The organism is Trinickia sp. (genome assembly GCF_051961175.1).
Lineage (GTDB): Bacteria > Pseudomonadota > Gammaproteobacteria > Burkholderiales > Burkholderiaceae > Trinickia.
This window is the reverse complement of the sequence record NZ_JBQCDN010000407.1, coordinates 1-18,104: the sequence shown is the minus strand read 5'-3', so window position 1 is coordinate 18,104 and position 18,104 is coordinate 1. Positions and strand designations below refer to the sequence as shown.

Below are 18,104 nucleotides of genomic sequence, written 5' to 3'. Positions count from 1 at the left end.
TGATCCTCTCGGGGATCATGGTCGGCGTGTTCTCGGCTGCGGACGGCTTGCTGTTCTACGTCTTCTTCGAAGCGACGCTGATCCCGATGTACCTGATCATCGGCGTGTGGGGCGGCCCGAACCGGATTTACGCCGCGTTCAAGTTCTTCCTCTACACGCTGGCCGGCTCGCTGTTGATGCTGGTGGCGCTGATTTATCTGTACGTCCAGACGGGCACGTTCGATCTGGCGGCATGGCAGGGTGCGCGGATCGCGATGACGCCGCAGATCCTGCTATTCATAGCGTTCTTCCTCGCGTTCGCGGTGAAGGTGCCGATGTGGCCGGTGCACACGTGGTTGCCTGACGCCCACGTGGAAGCGCCGACGGGCGGCTCCGTTGTGCTGGCCGCGATCATGCTGAAGCTTGGCGCGTACGGTTTCCTGCGCTTCTCGCTGCCGATCGCCCCCGATGCAAGCCATGCACTCGCGCCCGTCGTCATCACGCTGTCGTTGATCGCCGTGATCTACATCGGCCTCGTGGCGATGGTGCAAGCGGATATGAAGAAGCTCGTGGCGTATTCGTCGATCGCGCACCTGGGTTTCGTCACGCTCGGCTTCTTCATCTTCAATCAGCTCGGCGTCGAAGGCGCGATCGTGCAGATGATCTCGCACGGCTTCGTGTCGGGCGCGATGTTCCTTTGCATCGGCGTGCTGTACGACCGTATGCATTCGCGTCAGATCGCCGATTACGGCGGCGTCGTGAACGTCATGCCGAAGTTCGCCGCGCTGACGATGCTGTTCTCGATGGCCAACTGCGGCCTGCCGGGTACCTCGGGTTTCGTCGGCGAGTTCATGGTGATTCTCGCGGCGGTTCAGTTCAACTTCTGGATCGCGTTCGGTGCGGCGTTCACGCTCATTCTCGGTGCCGCGTACACGCTGTGGATGTACAAGCGCGTGTACTTCGGTGCCGTGGCGAACGAGCACGTGAAGGAACTGAAGGACATCAACCGCCGCGAATATCTGATTCTCGGCGTGCTGGCCGGGCTGACGCTGCTCATGGGCGTGTATCCGAAGCCCTTCACCGATGTGATGCACGCTTCCGTGGACAACCTCCTGACTCACGTCGCGCAGTCCAAGCTGCCGGTGTCTCAGTAACGCCGAGCGGAGCAACGAAAAGATCATGCAAAACGCTTCTATGTCTCTCTTGTTGCCCGATGGGCTGCTGATGGCGGCTGCCGTCCTCGCATGGCTGAACGAAACGTTCGCCGGCGAGTCGGGCAAGCGCTTGACGTACCTGATCGCGGTACTTTCGTCGATCATCTCGGGCGTCTGGTTCGTCGCGCTCGTCTTCGATCCGCAGCCGCATTACTTCTTCTCGCACATGTACGTCGTCGACGGCTTTGCAAGTGCGATGAAGGCCGTGGTGTCGATCGGCTACGCGGTGACGATGGTCTATTCGCGCAAGTACCTCGAACACCGCAACCTGTTCCGCGGGGATTTCTTCCTGCTCGGCATGTTCGCGCTGCTCGGCCAGCTCGTCATGATTTCGGGCAGCAACTTCCTCACGCTGTATCTGGGCCTCGAGTTGATGTCGCTGTCGCTGTATGCGGCGATCGCGCTGCGTCGCGATGCGTCGCAGTCGAACGAAGCGGCGATGAAGTACTACGTGCTTGGCGCACTGGCTTCCGGCTTCCTGCTGTACGGCATGTCGATGCTCTATGGCGCGACGGGTTCGCTCGATCTGAACGAAGTGCTCAAGGCGATCGCATCGGGTCACATCAACAACACGGTGCTGTTGTTCGGCGTGATCTTCGTCGTGGCCGGCGTCGCGTTCAAGATGGGTGCGGTGCCGTTCCATATGTGGGTGCCCGATGTCTATCACGGTGCGCCGACGGCGATGACGCTGCTCGTCGGCGGCGGCCCGAAGGTTGCGGCCTTCGCCTGGGGCTTGCGCTTGCTCGTGATGGGCATGCTCCCGTTGGCTGGCGATTGGCAGCAGATGCTGACGATCTTCGCTGCGCTGTCGCTGATCGTCGGTAACATCACCGGCATCGTGCAGCGTAACGTCAAGCGGATGCTGGCGTACTCGGCCATCTCGAACATGGGCTTCGTGCTGCTCGGCCTGCTTTCGGGCGTGGTGGACGGCAAGGCGGACGGCATGGCCGGCGCCTATAGCTCGGCGATGTTCTACAGCATCATCTACCTGCTGACGACGCTCGGCTCGTTCGGCATCGTCATGTTGCTCGCGCGCCGCGATTTCGAAGCCGATACGCTGGACGACTTCAAGGGCTTGAACAAACGCAGCCCGGTGTTCGCCTTCGTCATGATGGCGATGATGTTCTCGTTGGCGGGTATTCCTCCGACGGTTGGCTTCTACGCGAAACTGGCGGTGCTGCAGTCGACGGTGAACGCCGGCCTGACCTGGCTCGCCGTGCTGGCCGTGATCACGTCGTTGTTCGGTGCGTTCTACTACTTGCGGATCGTCAAGCTGATGTACTTCGATGCGCCGCAAGATACGTCGCCGCTCGAAAGCGATCTGTCGGGCCGCTGGCTGCTCGTGCTGAACGGCGTCGCCGTGGTCGTGCTCGGTCTCGTGCCGGGCCCGCTTATGACGCTGTGCCTGAATGCGGTTCAGCACACGCTGCTCCTCTGATGTCGGCGGCAGGCTGGTTCATTGTGCTGTTGGCGCTCGTTGGCGCCAACGTGCCGTTCTTTAACCAGCGGCTGTTCGCCCTGGTGCCGCTGCGCGCGGTGAAAAAGAGCGCGTGGATTCGCATAGCCGAAATGATCGTGCTGTATTTTGCGATCGGTATCATCGGTTTTGCGCTCGAAGCGCGCGCGGGCAACCGTTTCGATCAAGGCTGGCAGTTCTACGCGATCACGTTCAGCATGTTCGTCGTGTTCGCGTTCCCCGGCTTTACGTTTCAATATCTCGTCAAACGTCGCTGACGGTCAGGCGGCCGTCGGCTACTCCCCGGAGGCAGTGCGATGGCCGAATCGTCCGATCCCCGTTCGCCGCATCATGACGCGTCGCTGGTCGAAACGCGCCTGGGCGGCGAATCCGTCTACGACGGCAATTTCCTCAAAGTCAAACGCGATACGATCCGCTTGCCCGATGGTAAGCAGACGACGCGCGAATACGTCGTGCATTCGGGCGCCGTCATGGTGATTCCGCTGTTCGATGACGGCCGGGTCCTGCTGGAGCGGCAGTACCGTTATCCCATTGGGAAGGTCATGATCGAGTTCCCGGCGGGCAAGCTCGATCCGAACGAAGGCGCACTGGCTTGCGCCGAACGCGAGCTGCGCGAGGAAACCGGGTATTCGGCGCGCGAATTCACGTTCCTCACGCGTATCCATCCGATCATTTCCTATTCGACGGAGTTCATCGATATCTTTTTGGCCCGTGGGCTGACCGCCGGCCGGCAGGAACTCGACGATGAAGAATTTCTCGAAATCTTTACGGCCGACGTGACGCAGATGGGTGAATGGATCCGCACGGGTGAAGTGTCCGACGTGAAGACGATCATCGGGCACTTTTGGCTCGAAAAGGTGCTGTCCGGAACCTGGCAACCCGATCGAAGAGAACCCCCGTTTCCGGTCATGCCCGGTGCGGAGGATGAGGGCGCCGGCTCATAAAATGCAGGCAAACGGAGGAGAACGACCGTTCGCTCCGTTTGCGCTACACTGGCAAGCCTGGAATTAGCGTGAACAGGCCCTAGGGCGCGTTCATGACCCGGGAGTGGGCGTGAACACACCCTTGGGGGCATCTATCAACGGGCCTTGGGCCAGCGCGCCCATTTCGATTTTCAACAAGAAAGTGTGCGTTGCCTGGAAGCGGCATGAACAGGCACCAGCCCATTCGTTCGACGTTCAGCATGAAGGTTCTCGATTTACAGTGTCCGCTCGGTCATCGTTTCGAAGGCTGGTTTGGCTCCGATGGTGATTTCGAATCGCAGTTGTCACGCAAATTGATCGAATGTCCGATTTGCTCGGCAACGGAAGTCAGCCGCATGCCGTCGGCGCCGCGCCTGAATTTGTCGGGGGCGACGCGGACTCGGCAGGGCGGGGCGCAAGCGCGCGATGAGCAAGGTCCACAAGGTCCGCAAGGCGCTCAGGCAGGCGAGGGCCGTCAGCCGGAAGGCGTTGCGCAGGTTGCGCAGCGGGCCCGGGAGTTCGAAGCCATGGCGTTGCGGATGCTGCGCGAGGTCGTGGGCAATGCGGAAAACGTCGGCGATCGCTTCGCCGAGGAAGCCCGCCGCATTCATTACAACGAGGCACCGGCACGCAGCATTCGCGGTGTGACGACGCCCGAGGATGCACGGGCGCTGGTCGATGAAGGCATTGAAGTGATGGCGGTGCCCGGCGCTTGTGTGCCGAAAGAGTCGTTGCAATAGGACGACAGGGCGATTTGACGATCGGGCATCGGGGCAATAGAACGATAGGAAACTGCCGGATGGGGATCAGCTACGAGGATTTGGAAGTCGGTTCGCGTGACGAAGTCGGCACGCATACGTTCACGGTCGAGGAGATTGTCGAATTCGCCGAACGCTTCGATCCGCAGCCGTTTCATGTCGACGATGCAGCGGCCCAGGCTTCGCCGTTCGGTGGGTTGATTGCGAGTGGCTGGCATACATGCTCCGTCATGATGGGCATGCTCGTGCGCAATCGGTTGACGGGATCCACCTCGGTCGGCTCGCCCGGTATCGACGAAATCCGCTGGTTGAAGCCCGTGCGGCCCGGCGATTGCCTGCGCATGTACAACTCGGTGCTGGCCAAGCGCGTTTCAAAGAGCCAGCCCGATCGCGGCATCGTGACCACGTTGTGGGAAGGGATTAATCAAGACGGCGAAACCGTCGTTACCGTGCGCTCGAACGTGATGTTCGGGCTGCGGCATCCGCAGGCGCCAGGCGGCGCAGCGGTATGACGGCTGTCTCGCCGTTGATCAGCGCGCTTTAATGCTTCGCGTACTGCGTTGCCCCGAACAGAATGTCCCTCGCTTTATCGTCGGTCAGCGCGCGCCGCGCCGATGCCAGCACTTCCACGCCGCGCTGCACGGCCGGACGTGCGGCGATCGCCTCGTGCCAGCGCTTGACGTTCGGGTACTCTGCCAGATCCACTCCCTGGTTTTGCCAGGACCGTGTCCAGGGGAACGCGGCGATATCCGCGATTGTGTAGTCGTTGCCCGCGAGGAAAGCCGACTTGCCAAGTTGCGTATCCATGACGCCGTACAAACGCTTCGCCTCGTTCGTATAGCGGTTCACCGCGTATTCGATCTGCTGCGGCGCGTAGATGCGGAAATGATGCGTCTGACCCAACATCGGCCCGAGCCCACCCATCTGAAACATCAGCCATTGCAACGTCGCATAGCGGCCGGCAGGATCGGCCGGCAAGAGCTTGCCGGTCTTTTCGGCGAGATAGACGAGAATGGCGCCCGACTCGAACAGCGATAGCGGTTGACCGCTCGGGCCGTCGCTATCGACGATCGCCGGAATCTTGTTGTTCGGGCTGATCGCCAGAAACGCCGGCTCGAACTGATCGCCGGCGCCGATATCGATCGGATGAACGCGGTACTCGAGGCCGGTTTCCTCGAGCATGATGTGAACTTTGTGGCCGTTCGGCGTGGCCCAGCTGTAGACGTCGATCATCGCGGCTCCTGGTGCTTGCCGGCGCCGCACCGCGCGGCGCCGATGCACGCGGAAATTAGCATGGATCGCCGGTTGTTGCTGGCGGCCTGGAGCAAGGCCATGACGGCGATACGGGTATGGGGCAAGCCGTCGGCGTCTGCATCTCGTCCCGGCGCGCGGCGACGACGGCTCAGTGTGCCGAGGGGATATAGCGCGCCAACTCGAGCTTCGCGATCGCGTTGCGATGCACTTCATCGGGACCATCGGCGAAGCGCAGCGTGCGCGCGCAGGTGTACGCGTAGGCGAGTGGGAAATCGTCGCACATGCCGCCGCCGCCGTGCGCCTGGATCGCCCAATCGATGACCTGGCAAGCCATGTTCGGCGCCACCACCTTGATCATCGCGATCTCGCCGCGCGCCCCCTTATTGCCGACGGTATCCATCATGTAGGCCGTCTTCAGCGTCAGCAGCCGGGCTTGTTCGATCATGCAGCGGGCTTCGGCGATGCGTTCCTGCGTGACGGTTTGCGCGGCGATCGGTTTGCCGAATGCAATGCGTGCGGAGGCCCGTTTGCACATCAGTTCGAGCGCGCGTTCGGCGAGGCCGATGAGGCGCATGCAGTGGTGGATGCGCCCCGGCCCCAGTCGGCCTTGGGCGATCTCGAAGCCGCGGCCTTCGCCGAGCAAGATGTTCGACGCATTCACGCGCACGTTTTCGAGCGAGATGTCCATGTGGCCATGCGGCGCATCGTCGTATCCGAATACGTGCAACGGACGATGGACGGTCACGCCGGGCGCGTCGGCGGGCACGAGGATCATCGACTGCTGCGCATGCTTCGGTGCGTGCGGGTCGGTCTTTCCCATGACGATGTAGACCTTGCAGCGTGGATCGCCGGCACCCGAGGACCACCATTTGCGGCCGTTGATGACGTACGTGTCGCCATCGCGTTCGATGCGTGTTTCGATGTTCGTCGCATCGGACGACGCAACGTCGGGCTCCGTCATTAAAAATGCCGAGCGGATGGTGCCGTCGAGCAGCGGTACAAGCCACGTCCGCTTTTGCTCGTCGGAGCCATAGCGTTCGAGCGTTTCCATGTTGCCCGTGTCGGGCGCGTTGCAGTTGAAGATTTCGGGTGCCCAGGGCACGCGCCCCATGATCTCCGCGAGCGGCGCGTATTCCAGATTCGTCAGCCCGGCGCCACGAGGAGAGTCGGGCAGGAACAAGTTCCATAGGCCCGCTTCCCGGGCGCGCACCTTCAACGTCTCCACGAGCTCGGTGGGCACCCATGCATTGCCTGCGGCGCGGTTGCGCGAGACTTCTTCGATGAATGCGCGCTCGTTCGGATAAATGTGGGCGTCGAAGAATTCGAGCAACTTCGCGCGCAGAGCCTGGACCTTCGGGGTGTAATCGAAATTCATTTGCGTCCTCGCGATGATGACGGCCTCGCGCACGGCGCGCTTGCCGGTGCTGACGATGTGAGGGTGAATAAGCGCGACCGTTATGGCACTTTCTGTGCGTACGACCAGGCGAGTTCGGCCATCGGCCGCGCACGCCGCCCGGCGTCGACCGCTTGCGCGCTCGACGCGGTGCCGACGGTCACTCGTTTCATGATCCCTTGCAGGATCGCCGCGATGCGGAACATGTTGAAGGCGAGATAAAAATTCCAATCGCCGGGAATCGAAAAGCCCGTGCGCTCGCAGTACCGATCGACGTAACCCCGCTCGTCCGGGATCCCAAGCGTTTCCCAGCTCAGGCCCGCAATGCCGCGGAACTGTACCGGGTCGACGTGCCAGGCCATGCAGTGATAGGCGAAGTCGACGATTGGATCGCCGAGCGTTGACAGCTCCCAATCGAGTACCGCAAGAATGCGCGGCTCGCTTGGATGGAAGATGAGATTGTCGAGGCGATAGTCGCCGTGCACCACGGCCACATGCTCGCCGGTATCGGGCGGCAGATGCATCGGCAGCCAATCGATGAGACGATGCATGGCCTCAATCGGCTCCGTTTCCGACGCCACGTACTGCTTGCTCCAGCGCGCGATTTGGCGCGCGAGATAGTTGCCGGGTTTGCCGTAATCGGCAAGACCGACCGCGGCCGGATTCAGCGAATGCAACGCCACGATGACACGATTCATTTCGTCGAAAATCGCCGCGCGCTCTGCCGGCGCCATGCCGGGCAACGACGGATCCCATAGCACGCGGCCTTCGACGTAATCCATCACGTAGAACGAGCGGCCCATCACCGCTTCGTCTTCGCACAGCGTGAGCATTTCGGCGACGGGGACGTCGGTGCCCGAGAGCGCATGCATGACGCGATACTCGCGCTCGATCGCGTGGGCCGACGGCAACAGCTTGGCTGCGGGTCCCGGTTTGGCGCGCATGACATAGCTGCGCGAAGGTGTGATGAGCTTGAATGTTGGGTTCGATTGGCCGCCGGCGAATTGCTCGACGGTCAACGGGCCGGTGAAACCGGCCACGTGCTCGCGCAGCCAGGCGTCGAGTGCATCGTTATCGAATCGCTGCTGTTCCGATACGGCGTGCGTCCCGGCGAACGCCGCGTAGTCCTGTTCCTTGCTGGGTGGTTCCGCCGGCTCGTTCGTTGCCATGTAACGCTCCCGCTAATGGTGAGAGGTGTTCGATGACGAAAAGCGAAGATGCAGAGGCGAGGGGGTCCTGAGCTCGCCCTAAGCTCGCCAATAGCGCCGGTATGGCGAGAAGAGCATTAGCATTTTCAACCTTGTATGATGCAGGTCGCCAAACGGCTGCGTCTACCGGCCTGGTTGCGAAGGCCCGTCATGCGCGCTCTGCCCGGTAGCGCGCGGGACGCTTTTCGAGGAACGCCGTGATGCCTTCCAACGCATCGGCGTGATGCAGGGCCGCGACGAATTCATCGCGCTCGACGGTCAAATGATCGACCAGCGAGCGCGCGCCCGCCGCGGCGATGAGCGACTTGACGCCTGCCTGCGCATTCGGCGAACCGCGGCCGAGTTCGTCGGCCCAAGCGATTGCGGCGTCGCGCAGCTGAGCGGTCTTGACGAGGCGATTGACGACGCCGAGCGCATGCAGCCGCTCGGCCGAGACAGGCTTGGCCTCCAGCAGGATTTCCGTGGCGAGCGCACGGGGCAGCGCTTGTGCAAGGAACCACGAGCCGCCGCCGTCGGGCGTCAAGCCGACACGCGCGTACGACATGACGAACTTGGCGTCGTCGGCCGCGATGATGAGATCGCAGGCGAGCGCGAGCGAAAAGCCGGCGCCGGCCGCCGCGCCGGCCACGGCCGCAATCACGGGCTTGCGCGATGTGCGCAGCGCCAGCACCCACTGTGCGAGCAGATCGATGCTTTGCGCCTGAACGGATGGCTCTTTCGCGCGGTTTTCGAGCAGGCGGTTCAGGTTGCCGCCTGCGCAAAAGAAGTCGTCGGCACCTGTCAGGACAATGGCGCGAATCGAAGGATCGCGCTCAGCCGTTTCGAGTGCCTGAATACCGGCCGCGTACATGTCGGGGTGCAATGCGTTGCGAGCGCCCGGATTGGACAGCGTCAGGACGAGGGTGGACTCGCTTTCGGGCGGCCTCCCGGCCAGCAGCTCTGCGCTCATGAGATGTCTCCTTGTTCCAGCGTTTCGTTGGTTGATCGATGACGATGCTTATGCCGCGCGGCGAGTCGGAACGTCAAGCCATTGTTGGAGGTCCGATATCCGGACGAGCGGTTAGAATAGCACGGTCGTTTTATTCAACCCCCCTGATCGGATGCCGGTTGCCCAGCGCGGCACCGTTGACGCCCTTAATCGATGTTCGCTTGGAGAGACGAATGATTCAACTTCACGGCACTGCGTTTTCGAATTACTACAACAAGGTCAAGTTCGTCCTGCTCGAACACGATATCGCGTTCGAGGAGGTACCGGTGAGGCTACCCATCACAGACGAAGACACGCTGGCTCGTACGCCCCTTGGCAAGGTACCGTTTATCCGCACCGAGGAAGGCGATTTAAGCGAATCGCAAGTCATCGTGGAATATCTGGCCGCGCGTTATCCCCAGAAGGCGATTTTCCCGGCTGATCCGTTCGAGGCGGCGAAAGTGCGCCAGTTGGCGGCCGTGCTCGAATTGCATGTGGAACTCGTCGCGCGCGAACTGTATCTGCAGATGCTGATCGGCCGCATGACGAGCGATGAGGCGAAGGAGCGCGTCGAGCGCACACTGACGCGCACGATCGACGGGTTCAAGCGGATCGCGAAGTTTGCGCCCTACGTTCGTGGCGAGACATTCACGTGTGCGGATATCTGCGCGTACGTGAGCTTGCCGATTATCGGTCTCGTGACGAAGACCGTTCTCGGCCGCGACATGCTGCTCGATGCCGGCATCGATTGGAAGGCGTATGTGAAGGTGGTCGAGGAGGCGCATCCCGCCGCGCAACGGATCGCGGCCGACCGCAAAGCTGAGATGGCCGCACGCGCCGCGGCGGTCAAGGGCGCGTAACCCCGGACGGGCCCGTGCGGCGGGGGACGCACCGCTTTCCCTCACAGCTGCGCGAGCCGTTCGAGGGCGGTGGCAAGCGTGGCTTCGCGTTTGGCGAAGCAAAAGCGCACAACGCCCGACTCGTGCGGCTCGTGATAGAACGCCGAGACGGGAATGGCCGCCACCCCGATCTCGGTCGTCAGCCACTTCGCGAATGCCTCCTCGGGCAGATCGCTGATCGCCGAATAATCGACGCATTGAAAATACGTTCCTTCGCAAGGCAGCAGCTTGAAGCGCGTTGCCGAGAGCCCTGCGCGGAAGAAGTCGCGCTTGCGTTGATAGAACGCCGGAAGTTCGACGTATGGCGCAGGATCGGCGAGATACGCGGCCAGACCCATCTGCATCGGTGTGTTCACGGTAAAGACGTTGAACTGATGGACCTTGCGGAACTCGGCCATCAACGCGGCCGGCGCCGCCACGTAACCGACCTTCCAACCCGTGACGTGGAATGTCTTGCCGAAGCTCGACACGACGAAGCTGCGGCGAGCGAGTTCCGGATACCGCGCGACGCTCTGGTGCGGTGCACCGTCATACACCATGTGCTCGTAGACTTCGTCGGAAAGAATCAACACGTTCGTGTTGCGCACGATGTCCTCGAGCCGCCGCATGTCGTCGGCGTGCCAGACGCGGCCGGTCGGGTTATGCGGCGTATTGATGAGTAGCAGGCGCGTACGCGGTGTGATGGCGCGGGCGAGCTGATCGAAGTCGATCGCGTAGTCGGGCGCCTCGAGCGACACGAATACGGGTTTGCCGCCGGCCAGCTCGATCGACGGAACATAACTGTCGTATGTCGGCTCGAGCACGATCACTTCGTCGCCCGGATGCACGGTGGCGAGGATCGTCGTCAAAAGCGCTTGCGTCGCGCCGGCCGTGACGGTGATCTCCGTCTGCGGATCGTAGGCGCGGCCGTGGATCGCCTCGATTTTGCGCGCGATCGCTTCGCGCAGCGGCGCGACGCCGGCCATCGGCGGATACTGGTTGTGGCCTTCGCGCATGGCGCGCGACACAGCATCGACGATCCGTTCGTCGCAATCGAAATCGGGGAAGCCTTGGCCCAGGTTGACGGCGCCGCGTTCCGCGGCGAGCGCGCTCATGACCGTGAAGATCGTCGTGCCGACGTTCGGCAGACGCGAGGCAAGGGCGGCGAAGGGCGGATGGGCGGATTCGTGCGGTGCATTCATGGCGCGGACTTTAAGCGAGAGCGGTAACGGTAAAGATAACAAACCCGAAGTTCATGCCGGCACCGGTCCGGCCGTGCCGCCGGGCACATCGGCGGCGAGATCGCGACTCAGCGCACAGGCCGAGACGAATGGCGCGGGCTCGGTGATCCGAAAGCCGAAATCGCGCGCGGTGCGCTTGTTGAGCTTAAGCAGGGCGCGGTCCTTCGAGACGAGCCAATCGGCCTTGGCGAGATGTGCGAGCTCGAGAAATTTTTGATCGTCGCGGTCCTTGCATTTAGGCAGCGGCACGCTGGCCTGAGGCGCGGGTGGCGGCTGCTCGAGCGTGGTGGCGGTAGCGGCCGTGACGGCTGTGGTGAGCGTGGCCAGCGTGGCAACGGCCGCCAGCGCGGCCGATTTGTCGACGGCGCGCGCGACGAACTGTGGATAGTCGAGCACATGAGCCAGCTCGGCCAGGCATCGCGAATCGATGACGGCCTCGAGCGCGCCGCGCTCGAGGGCGGCGCGAATCGGGCGTGCTACCTGATCGTCAAATACGAGGATATCGATCCAGACGTTGGAATCGAGTACCACGCGCGGCGTGCGCGCCAAGCCTTCGGCATCGGTAGGGGGCATTCGCTACAATCGTGTCTTTTGTTTCCTTCCGCCCGGCACGGCGTGCCGGCGAGCCTTTCGGCGAGCCCTTATGATAATTGTTTTGTCTCCGGCCAAGTCGCTCGACTACGAGACGCCCCCTCATGTTTCGAAACATACGATCCCCGATTTTGTCGACGACGCTGCGCAGCTCATCGACGAATTGCGGCGCTATTCGCCGCAGCAGATCGCATCGTTGATGGATATTTCCGATACGCTGGCTCGATTGAATTTCCAGCGCTACGCCGATTGGTCGACCACGTTCAGCACCGACAATGCCAAGCAGGCCGTGCTCGCATTCAACGGCGATGTTTATGAGGGCTTCGACGCAAAGACGCTCTCCGCCGCCGATCTCGATTACGCGCAGCGCCACGTGCGCGTGCTCTCGGGGCTGTACGGCCTGCTGCGTCCGCTCGATCTACTGCAGCCTTACCGCCTCGAAATGGGCACGCGCTTATCGAACCCGCGCGGCAAGGATCTCTACGCGTTCTGGGGCGATCGGATTACCGAAGCGCTTAGCGCGCAGTTGCGGCGGAACAAGGGCGCTGAGCGGGTATTGGTGAATTGCGCATCCACCGAATATTTCAAATCCGTTCGGCCCAAGCGGCTCGACGCGCGCGTGATCACGCCTGTATTCGAAGACTGGAAGGGCGGCCGCTACAAGATCATCAGCTTTCACGCCAAGCGGGCGCGAGGCTTGATGGCGCGCTTCGCCGTCGAGCGGCGGATCGACGTGCCTGAGAAGCTGAAGGATTTCGCTGCCGAAGGGTACGCATTCGATCCCGCGGCGTCGAACGACGCGACGTTCGTATTCCGCCGTCGCATCGCCGATTGATCCCGCTCGATCCGCGCTTCGTCGTTAGTTCACCGATTCATTTAAACCCAGCGATCCCGGAGACGTTATGAATCTTTCGATCACCAGCAATTTCGACGCGGGGGCGATTGAAGTCGTCTCCTGCGAGCAAGCCGGCGACATTCGTCTGCGCATTCGTCGCGACAGCCACGCCGATGTCGCGCAATGGTTCTATTTCCGGCTTTCCGGCGCGCGCGGCGAGCGCTGCGTGATGACATTCGACAATGCGGCGCAATGCGTATTCGCACAAGGCTGGCATGGCTATCGGGCCATGGCCAGCTACGATCGCGTCAACTGGTTCCGCGTGCCGACGTCGTACGACGGGCAAACGCTGACGATCGATCACACGCCCGATTTCGATTCGATCTATTACGCCTACTTCGAGCCGTACAGCGAAGAGCGGCATTCCGAATTCCTCGGCGCGGTGCAGCAGATGCCGCACGCGACGCTCGTCGAGCTCGGGCGCACTGTCGAGGGCCGGCCGATGTCGCTGCTCGTGCTGGGCACGCCCGAAACGAGCACGGGGCGGCCGAAAAAGAAAGTATGGATCGTCGCGCGGCAGCATCCGGGCGAAACGATGGCCGAGTGGTTCATCGAAGGGTTGGTGAAACGGTTGGCGGGCTGGGGCGACTGGTCGGGCGATCCGGTGGCACGCAAGCTCTACGCGCACGCCGTCTTCTACATCGTCCCGAATATGAACCCTGACGGGAGCGTGCGCGGCAACCTGCGCACGAACGCCGCGGGCGCGAACCTGAATCGCGAATGGTTGCAGCCCGATGCCGAGCGCAGTCCGGAGGTCTTCGCCGTGCGCGAGGCGATCCACGTGAACGGCTGCGATATGTTCTTCGACATCCACGGCGATGAAGCCCTTCCGTACGTGTTCGTCGCCGGCAGCGAGATGCTGCCCAGTTTCACCGAGCAGCAATCACGCGAGCAGCAGGCATTCATCGACGCATTCAAGCAAGCCAGCCCCGACTTCCAGGACAAGCACGGCTATGAGGCTTCGAAGTACAGGGAGGACGCGCTTAAGCTCGCTTCGAAGTACATCGGCCATACGTTCGGGTGTTTGTCGTTGACGCTCGAAATGCCGTTCAAAGATAACGCCAACTTGCCCGATGAGCGGGTGGGCTGGAACGGCGAGCGCAGCGCGGCGCTTGGGGCGGCGATGCTGGGGGCGGTGCTGCGTCAGATCGAAACCTTCGGCTGACGGCCCGCTGCCCCTGGCAGGGGCAGCGGCCGGCTGAGTGCCGCCGCGATCAATGCTTCGCGGTGGACTTGGCCGAAGATTTTTTCTTCTTGCTCGTCGAGTGCTTGACTGCGCTCTTGCTCGTGTGGCCCGTCGCATGGCCGCCGTGCCGGCGCTTGCCCTTATTCTTCGACGTGCTCTCGGTATGCCCCTTCAGCGGCGGGACGGGATCGTTCCAGGTGAAGGCGAGCATCTGCGTGCCGACGTAGCCGCAGCGAAACTTGACTGGATACGGCTCGTGCGATGTCTCGCGCGGAATGCCCTGGCCTTCCACCGTGACGATGTTGTCGACGGTGGTGCGTTGCTTGCCTTCGTCGAACGGCTGATGCCAAGGCGTGATTTCCGCGTGGGCGGAATCGAACGCCTCCGGTGGGAAGTCCACATGATCGATGACCGTCGATGTGCTCGCGACGAAACTGCCGTGCGCTGCGCAATCGGCGACGAGCGGATCGGCACGCATGTCATTGACGAAGTGGGCGATCATTTCGTTGCGCTGATCAATCGTATCGGCGCGGGCGGGAGCGGTAGCGACAAAGGGCAGAACATAAACCGCCGAAGTCGCCAATAGTGCTGCGAGCTGTCGCAGGCGGCGTGAAAACTTGGAGCTATCCATCCGGTATGCAGTATTGAGACACAGGCACGTAAGATGCCCCAGTCGGAGGCGGAGTTCAATGTCGTGATGAATAATTTTTGACAATTCACGGTGCCGAACTGTGGCAGTGCGACGCGCGTTGCCCGATTTGATGCGTGTGCCGCCTGGCGCCAGGCGTGCTGCGGCCGTGTCAAGCGCTGCCGGTTGAACGTCGGCACCCGCCTTCGTTCTTAAGTGCGCGGGCCACCGAGACGATAGCGGCGCACATCGTTCGTGGTGACCCAGGTGGGTTTATAGACAGCGATGAGCGCAGTCGACATCCCGGTGAACCATGCTTCGCCGGCGGCCAGCAAGAAGACGCTGAATGCGTAGCCGATCGGGATGACCGCAGGCGACCCGTGCGGCAGTGCGATATGCGCCGCGGCGGCGGCTACGCCGGCCACCGTCACGGCGATCGCAGGGGACACGAAGCCTTGCGCACAGATGAATACAAGCAGGTTGCGCGGAAGCCAGGCGATGCAGGCGCGCTGGAACAAGGCCGAGACACCCACCGGCATCGCGCCGTAGACGAGAAAGGTGAGGGCGACCCCTTGCCAGGCGGCATCGAAGACGACGGCCGCCACCCCTGAAACGACCGCCATCGCCACGAGCGCGAGCGCCCAATCGAACAGTGTGACGAGCAGGGTGGCACCCAGCAGGTGCATGACCGGGCCATCGTCGAGCCACGCGTTCGTTGCCCAAAGGACCGAAATCGCCACGATGATCGCCAGCCAGACATGCTGGAGCGTACCGTCCTGCAGCCGCCGGAACGGCCTTTGCACGAGGGCGAGCGCGAGCACGGCTGCGGCGATGGCCCAGCCACCGGCGGCGACCCATAGCGGAAGCGGCGTGTAGAGGAAGCCCATGGCGTCCATATTACTCGTTGGGCTGCGAAACGGGGAAAGAGCTGCGCAAAGGCGGCCCATTCGCCCTGCTCTTATCAGCCTAGCAAGCGCCGCACCCTCTCGCCGTATCAGCCTGCACCGGGAGGCGCGCCGCCAAACGGGACGTCGGGTTCGGCGGCGAGAGGCAGATCGAGCGGGCCGTCGCGGCGCGGCAACGGGTACTTGAACGATGCCGCGCGCCGCAGCGGCACGGGGCCGCTGCGCCCGAGCACCGGTTTCGGAGCGCCTTGGGCTTCGGCGCGCAGCACTTCGAGCTGCGGCGTGAGCCAGCCGTTATAGATGGCGACGGCGGCCGCGCGGTTCGGCGCACCCAACTGCTGGAAAATGCTGGCCAGATGAATCTTGACGGTGCCTTCGCTGATGCCGAGCGTGCGCGCAATCATCTTGTTCGTGCTGCCCATGTGCACGCAGCGCATGATCTGTTCTTGGCGCGGCGACAGGACGGGCGCGAAACGTTTGCGCCGCGGCGTATCGGCGGACAGGCCGCGCCGGGGCAGCGGCGGCGCCAGGGCGCCGCGGGCGTGGGCCGTGGCCTCGGTTTGCGCTTCCGCAAGAAACGGTGCATATACGCCGCCGGCCAACACGAGTTCCAGCAGGCGAACGATGAGCAATGGATGCGTCGTGCGCGGAATGACGCCGTGTACGCCGGCATCGACGAGGGTGCGGACGCGCGCGGCGCTGATGTCGTCGACGAACGCGGCGATACGCAGCCGCGGGTATTCGGCCAACAACGCGCGTACGGCGCTCGCGCGCATCGGGTCCTGCCAGTCGACGACGAGTAATTCTGTCGGCACGCGACGCATCGTACGGCTCGCATGCATCCAGTCGCGAGCCTCGCAAAACCGTGCTTGCCGATCGATTTGCCGCAATAGCGCCTTGAGCCCGTCGCGCCGTTCGGCTTCCGGACTGAGAACTGCGAACCGCATATTTTGCCTCCTTGTAGTCGGTACGGACAGTGCAAGGCGAGGCGCCGGATGAGCGCCGGCGGCCGCGATGCACTGTCGCGCCATCATGACAAATTCCTTACGATGAGGCGGCTATCCGAATGGCATAGGACACCGTCCCGCGCGGTGATGCGGCGGGACGGTGCAAGCGGAGGCGGGAGGGGTCAGTGGAAGTGCGGTTGCGCGGGTTCCGCGTCTTCGGGCATCTCGGCGTGGACGATCTCGCCGAGCGGATCTGCATAGAGCGGGACGCCGCAGTCGTCGCAATACTCGGGCTCGAAGCGTCCTGCGTGGCGGCGGATATCGGTCACGCCGGCTTCTTTTAGCAGTGCGATGATTTCCTCGAGCGGGCCGCCGGTGTCTTCGGCTTCTTCGTCGATGGCCAGCTCGCCGTTTTCGCGGCCGTAAAGCGGCCAGACGACGCCGTAGATGACATCGTTACTGCCGCGGCGCGTGAAGCCGACCCGATATTCGTCGATGCGCCGTTCGCCGAAGCCGGCGACCACGGCGCGCAAATCCTGCGGCGTAGCGCCGATGGTGTCGTACAGGTAGCGGATCGCGGTGCGCACCGTGTGCGGCCGCACGCGCTCGTCGGCGTCACGGCAGGCGGAGTAATAGGCGTCCGGCAGCAGGCATTCGAACTCACAACCGGGCAGGACGCTGGCGAGATTGGCGCCGCCTTGCGTGGCCCATTGTTCGAGGCACTGGCCGCGTTCGATGCGCACGCCATTTTCTTCTTCCTGCCAGCGGAAGAGCGGCGCGCCGACCGGCGCGGCGACCACGGCGAGCAGAAAGCGCGGATCGGCCAGGATAGGCGACGTTTCGGGGAGGTCGCCGAAATTCATTTTCGCGGCGGTACCGTTCAGCGCGGCCTGGATCAATTGCTGGGCGAGACGGTACGTTTCGACGTGATGCCGCGGCAGTTGATCGATGCTGTAGAGGAACGGGGCGAGCGCGACGCGCGTGTTGGCGCCCAGTACGTGCGCATGCAGATGCGCGCGCAGCGCCTCGACCGCGTCGCCTTTGAGCGGGCCGGACGGGATCATGTAGCGGGTCCACGCCAGTACCGGCGCTGCGATCAGCAGCGCTTCATAGGGCGTGCCCTCATGATCGATGACGAATGACTCGCTATGTGTTTCGGCCATATCGGCGAGTGCACCATATGCATCCGGGTGATTCTGCTGCAGATGGTCGAGCGCCGCATCGAGCGTCGTCTGGTTTCCGTTGCGGACGATCTTCGCGAGCAGCGTATCGAGCTTAGCTTCCCAGAAGCGGTCTTCGATTCGGCTGCCGGACGCGAACAGCGCGAGGGAGAGGCCGACCAGCTTGTCGGCATCGGGGGGAAGGCGTTTAGCGATTCGCGAGCGCATAGGGGGCTGACTTAGTCGGTTTCAATGAGCCCTCCATTCTAGACGCTTCCGTCACACAGTCGTCCGCGCCGCGCGTTTGGCCGGCGTACGGGTGCGAACACATCGCGCCCGAGCGGGAAGTTCGGCCGCATTCGGCCCGGTTCGATATGCAGCCGCGCAGGCTCTTTGGCGGATGTTCAAATTTTCGCTTGCGTAGTGTTCGGAAGGCGCCTAGAATGCGCCCTCTCGTTCAG

19 protein-coding genes are annotated in these 18,104 nt (G+C 62.9%); 9 read left to right on the top strand and 10 right to left on the bottom strand.

The genetic code is table 11. The features are described from left to right. The 6 genes from ACTHL0_RS23105 to ACTHL0_RS23080 all read left to right on the top strand — a co-directional run. Window positions 1-1,133 (top strand): NADH-quinone oxidoreductase subunit M (locus ACTHL0_RS23105; RefSeq protein ID WP_440569288.1); only part of this gene is annotated, 1,133 nt, incomplete at its 5' end. A 25-nt stretch (window positions 1,134-1,158) separates the two neighbouring features. Continuing rightward, window positions 1,159-2,631: an NADH-quinone oxidoreductase subunit NuoN gene (gene nuoN, locus ACTHL0_RS23100; RefSeq protein WP_440569287.1), complete on the top strand. Its 1,473-nt coding sequence runs from the start codon at window positions 1,159-1,161 to the stop codon at window positions 2,629-2,631. Continuing rightward, the gene (locus tag ACTHL0_RS23095) at window positions 2,631-2,927 is read left to right on the top strand and encodes a DUF2818 family protein (protein WP_440569286.1); all 297 of its coding nucleotides are present in this window, start codon (window positions 2,631-2,633) and stop codon (window positions 2,925-2,927) included. The genes nuoN and ACTHL0_RS23095 overlap by 1 nt, the downstream gene beginning before the upstream one ends. A 39-nt stretch (window positions 2,928-2,966) precedes the next feature. Then, window positions 2,967-3,614, top strand: a complete 648-nt coding sequence (locus ACTHL0_RS23090; protein ID WP_440569285.1) for an NUDIX domain-containing protein — start codon at window positions 2,967-2,969, stop codon at window positions 3,612-3,614. A gap of 239 nt (window positions 3,615-3,853) precedes the next feature. Next, a complete protein-coding gene (locus tag ACTHL0_RS23085; protein ID WP_440569290.1) occupies window positions 3,854-4,372 on the top strand; it encodes a DUF1178 family protein in 519 nt (172 codons plus the stop codon). A 59-nt stretch (window positions 4,373-4,431) separates the two neighbouring features. Continuing rightward, window positions 4,432-4,902: a MaoC family dehydratase gene (locus ACTHL0_RS23080; RefSeq protein WP_440569283.1), complete on the top strand. Its 471-nt coding sequence runs from the start codon at window positions 4,432-4,434 to the stop codon at window positions 4,900-4,902. Window positions 4,903-4,930: 28 nt separating this feature from the next. On the opposite strand, the gene ACTHL0_RS23075 is transcribed toward ACTHL0_RS23080, so the two are convergent. The 4 genes from ACTHL0_RS23075 to ACTHL0_RS23060 all read right to left on the bottom strand — a co-directional run bounded on the left by ACTHL0_RS23075 (window position 4,931) and on the right by ACTHL0_RS23060 (window position 9,194). After that, on the bottom strand, window positions 4,931-5,623 hold the full coding sequence (locus ACTHL0_RS23075; RefSeq protein WP_440569282.1) for a glutathione binding-like protein: 693 nt from the start codon (window positions 5,621-5,623) through the stop codon (window positions 4,931-4,933). Between the two features lie 169 nt (window positions 5,624-5,792). After that, the gene (locus ACTHL0_RS23070) at window positions 5,793-7,019 is read right to left on the bottom strand and encodes an acyl-CoA dehydrogenase family protein (protein WP_440569281.1); all 1,227 of its coding nucleotides are present in this window, start codon (window positions 7,017-7,019) and stop codon (window positions 5,793-5,795) included. 80 nt (window positions 7,020-7,099) lie between these two features. Beyond that, entirely contained in the window at window positions 7,100-8,206 is a 1,107-nt protein-coding gene (locus ACTHL0_RS23065) for a phosphotransferase (RefSeq protein WP_440569280.1), read from the bottom strand. 187 nt (window positions 8,207-8,393) lie between these two features. After that, window positions 8,394-9,194 carry an oxepin-CoA hydrolase, alternative type gene (locus ACTHL0_RS23060; RefSeq protein ID WP_440569278.1) on the bottom strand — a complete coding sequence of 267 codons (801 nt, stop codon included), beginning with the start codon at window positions 9,192-9,194 and terminating at the stop codon, window positions 8,394-8,396. A gap of 212 nt (window positions 9,195-9,406) precedes the next feature. On the opposite strand from ACTHL0_RS23060, the gene ACTHL0_RS23055 reads away from it, so the two are divergent. Then, on the top strand, window positions 9,407-10,072 hold the full coding sequence (locus ACTHL0_RS23055) for a glutathione S-transferase (RefSeq protein ID WP_440569277.1): 666 nt from the start codon (window positions 9,407-9,409) through the stop codon (window positions 10,070-10,072). A 41-nt stretch (window positions 10,073-10,113) separates the two neighbouring features. Here ACTHL0_RS23055 and ACTHL0_RS23050 read toward each other — a convergent pair whose 3' ends face one another. Then, window positions 10,114-11,292: a pyridoxal phosphate-dependent aminotransferase gene (locus ACTHL0_RS23050; protein WP_440569276.1), complete on the bottom strand. Its 1,179-nt coding sequence runs from the start codon at window positions 11,290-11,292 to the stop codon at window positions 10,114-10,116. Between the two features lie 51 nt (window positions 11,293-11,343). Beyond that, the gene (locus tag ACTHL0_RS23045; protein ID WP_440569275.1) at window positions 11,344-11,904 is read right to left on the bottom strand and encodes a putative toxin-antitoxin system toxin component, PIN family; all 561 of its coding nucleotides are present in this window, start codon (window positions 11,902-11,904) and stop codon (window positions 11,344-11,346) included. Between the two features lie 70 nt (window positions 11,905-11,974). Between ACTHL0_RS23045 and yaaA the strand changes: the two genes are divergently transcribed. Further along, window positions 11,975-12,757 (top strand): peroxide stress protein YaaA, encoded by a 783-nt coding sequence (gene yaaA, locus ACTHL0_RS23040; protein ID WP_440569274.1) that lies wholly within the window; start codon window positions 11,975-11,977, stop codon window positions 12,755-12,757. Window positions 12,758-12,824: 67 nt separating this feature from the next. Beyond that, the gene (locus ACTHL0_RS23035) at window positions 12,825-13,982 is read left to right on the top strand and encodes a M14 family metallopeptidase (RefSeq protein ID WP_440569273.1); all 1,158 of its coding nucleotides are present in this window, start codon (window positions 12,825-12,827) and stop codon (window positions 13,980-13,982) included. A gap of 49 nt (window positions 13,983-14,031) precedes the next feature. On the opposite strand, the gene ACTHL0_RS23030 is transcribed toward ACTHL0_RS23035, so the two are convergent. The 4 genes from ACTHL0_RS23030 to ACTHL0_RS23015 form a co-directional block, all read right to left on the bottom strand. After that, window positions 14,032-14,634 (bottom strand): BspC domain-containing protein, encoded by a 603-nt coding sequence (locus ACTHL0_RS23030; RefSeq protein WP_440569272.1) that lies wholly within the window; start codon window positions 14,632-14,634, stop codon window positions 14,032-14,034. Between the two features lie 209 nt (window positions 14,635-14,843). Further along, complete coding sequence (locus ACTHL0_RS23025) at window positions 14,844-15,518, bottom strand: energy-coupling factor ABC transporter permease (protein ID WP_440569289.1); 675 nt, start codon at window positions 15,516-15,518, stop codon at window positions 14,844-14,846. Between the two features lie 107 nt (window positions 15,519-15,625). After that, complete coding sequence (locus tag ACTHL0_RS23020) at window positions 15,626-16,483, bottom strand: helix-turn-helix transcriptional regulator (RefSeq protein WP_440569271.1); 858 nt, start codon at window positions 16,481-16,483, stop codon at window positions 15,626-15,628. Window positions 16,484-16,665: 182 nt separating this feature from the next. Next, entirely contained in the window at window positions 16,666-17,871 is a 1,206-nt protein-coding gene (locus ACTHL0_RS23015) for a DUF2863 family protein (RefSeq protein WP_440569270.1), read from the bottom strand. Between the last annotated feature and the right edge of the window lie 233 nt (window positions 17,872-18,104).

Coding starts and splice junctions, on each gene's coding strand:
- ACTHL0_RS23065 (WP_440569280.1), bottom strand. CDS start 8,206: ATGGCAACGAACGAGCCGGCGGAACCACCCAGCAAGGAACAGGACTAC.
- ACTHL0_RS23045 (WP_440569275.1), bottom strand. CDS start 11,904: ATGCCCCCTACCGATGCCGAAGGCTTGGCGCGCACGCCGCGCGTGGTA.
- ACTHL0_RS23055 (WP_440569277.1), top strand. CDS start 9,407: ATGATTCAACTTCACGGCACTGCGTTTTCGAATTACTACAACAAGGTC.
- ACTHL0_RS23050 (WP_440569276.1), bottom strand. CDS start 11,292: ATGAATGCACCGCACGAATCCGCCCATCCGCCCTTCGCCGCCCTTGCC.
- ACTHL0_RS23015 (WP_440569270.1), bottom strand. CDS start 17,871: ATGCGCTCGCGAATCGCTAAACGCCTTCCCCCCGATGCCGACAAGCTG.
- yaaA (WP_440569274.1), top strand. CDS start 11,975: ATGATAATTGTTTTGTCTCCGGCCAAGTCGCTCGACTACGAGACGCCC.
- ACTHL0_RS23070 (WP_440569281.1), bottom strand. CDS start 7,019: ATGAATTTCGATTACACCCCGAAGGTCCAGGCTCTGCGCGCGAAGTTG.
- ACTHL0_RS23090 (WP_440569285.1), top strand. CDS start 2,967: ATGGCCGAATCGTCCGATCCCCGTTCGCCGCATCATGACGCGTCGCTG.
- ACTHL0_RS23095 (WP_440569286.1), top strand. CDS start 2,631: ATGTCGGCGGCAGGCTGGTTCATTGTGCTGTTGGCGCTCGTTGGCGCC.
- ACTHL0_RS23030 (WP_440569272.1), bottom strand. CDS start 14,634: ATGGATAGCTCCAAGTTTTCACGCCGCCTGCGACAGCTCGCAGCACTA.
- ACTHL0_RS23035 (WP_440569273.1), top strand. CDS start 12,825: ATGAATCTTTCGATCACCAGCAATTTCGACGCGGGGGCGATTGAAGTC.
- ACTHL0_RS23085 (WP_440569290.1), top strand. CDS start 3,854: ATGAAGGTTCTCGATTTACAGTGTCCGCTCGGTCATCGTTTCGAAGGC.
- ACTHL0_RS23075 (WP_440569282.1), bottom strand. CDS start 5,623: ATGATCGACGTCTACAGCTGGGCCACGCCGAACGGCCACAAAGTTCAC.
- ACTHL0_RS23020 (WP_440569271.1), bottom strand. CDS start 16,483: ATGCGGTTCGCAGTTCTCAGTCCGGAAGCCGAACGGCGCGACGGGCTC.
- ACTHL0_RS23025 (WP_440569289.1), bottom strand. CDS start 15,518: ATGGGCTTCCTCTACACGCCGCTTCCGCTATGGGTCGCCGCCGGTGGC.
- nuoN (WP_440569287.1), top strand. CDS start 1,159: ATGCAAAACGCTTCTATGTCTCTCTTGTTGCCCGATGGGCTGCTGATG.
- ACTHL0_RS23060 (WP_440569278.1), bottom strand. CDS start 9,194: ATGAGCGCAGAGCTGCTGGCCGGGAGGCCGCCCGAAAGCGAGTCCACC.
- ACTHL0_RS23080 (WP_440569283.1), top strand. CDS start 4,432: ATGGGGATCAGCTACGAGGATTTGGAAGTCGGTTCGCGTGACGAAGTC.